Source organism: Streptomyces vulcanius, assembly GCF_042653945.1.
Taxonomy (GTDB): domain Bacteria; phylum Actinomycetota; class Actinomycetes; order Streptomycetales; family Streptomycetaceae; genus Streptomyces; species Streptomyces mangrovi.
In genome coordinates this window covers 1-1,172 of the sequence record NZ_JBHSFK010000114.1, presented here as the reverse complement: position 1 = coordinate 1,172, position 1,172 = coordinate 1, and the positions used below count along the sequence as shown (strand labels likewise).

Annotated in this window: 1 protein-coding gene; it reads right to left on the bottom strand. The window is 67.0% G+C overall.

What is annotated here, in order from left to right; all coding sequences use genetic code 11:
* On the bottom strand, positions 1-850 hold an 850-nt coding region (locus ACFPIH_RS56225; protein ID WP_385879446.1), incomplete at its 3' end, for an SDR family NAD(P)-dependent oxidoreductase.
* Between the last annotated feature and the right edge of the window lie 322 nt (positions 851-1,172).

Genomic DNA, 1,172 nt, shown 5'->3' with positions numbered 1-1,172 from the left:
TGCCGCTCGACACCCCCGCCTCCCCTCCCCTCCCCTCCCTGAAGGATCTCCGTACGGGCTTACGGCTTGGCGCTGGCTCCCTGGCGGCGGGCCTTGACGTGCTCAGGCAGGAACCGGTTGAGGAAAGCGGTGCGCTTGGTGGCGCGGTCGCCGCCGACGACGTGGTCCTTGTCGGCCAGGAGTGCGTCGACGCCTTGCTTGGCGAAAGGCGCTTGTCGTTCTTCTGGCCTTTACCGATGGCGGTTTTCCCCATGCCGGCGCGGGCATGGAAGTCGCTGTCGGTGGCGCCGGGCGGGAGCGCGGTCACCGTGACACCGGTGCCGCGGAGTTCTTCGCGCAGCGATTCGGCGAAGGAGTAGCCGAATGCCTTGGAGGGGCCGTACACGGTCTCGTACGGGGTGGGCATGGTGGCGGAGATGGAGGAGGTGATGAGGATGCGGCCTGAACCGCGGGTCAGCATGCCGGGGACGACGCGTTTGGCGAGGTGGACGACGGCGTTGATGTTGAGGGCGATGAGGTGGAGTTCGTCGTCGAGGTCGGTGTCGGTGGCGAAGGCGTCGCCGATGCTGATTCCGGCGTTGAGGACGGCGATGTCGAGGGGCCTTCCGATTTCCTGGACCTGCTTCCAGAGGTCTTCCACCCCGTCGTAGGTGCCGAGGTCGGCGCGCAGCGGGTAGACCGTAGCGCCCTGAGCGCGCAGCTGTTCGGCGACGGTGTCGATGGAGTCGCTGCGGCCGGTGCCGATGATGTCGAAGCCGCGGGTGGTGAGCTCGCGGGCGATTGCAGTGCCGATGCCGTTGGAGGCGCCGGTAACGAAGGCGAGCGGTCGGCGGCTGGTGGACGTGGTCATGGTGATCCCCTCCGTTCAGGGGTCGTGCGGGGGTGCATGGGGTCCAGACGAGCCGGGCTGGTCCTACGGGCGTGAGCTGGGCCGCCCGGGAGGCGGGGTGCCGGCCGGGCTCTGGTCTGTCTGGTGGGTGCTCCAGCTGGCGAGGATGTGGAGCTTGTCGAGGTCGTCGTCGGTTCCCGGCGTAGATGAACAGCACTTAGAACTCCTAACAAAGTGCCAAGTTTTTCAGTCGTCGCCAGCAGATGATGCTGCAGGCCAGACTGAGGAACGCTTCGTGGATGTCGTCGCGGATCTCCCAGCGGATGCGTAACCGGCGGAACCA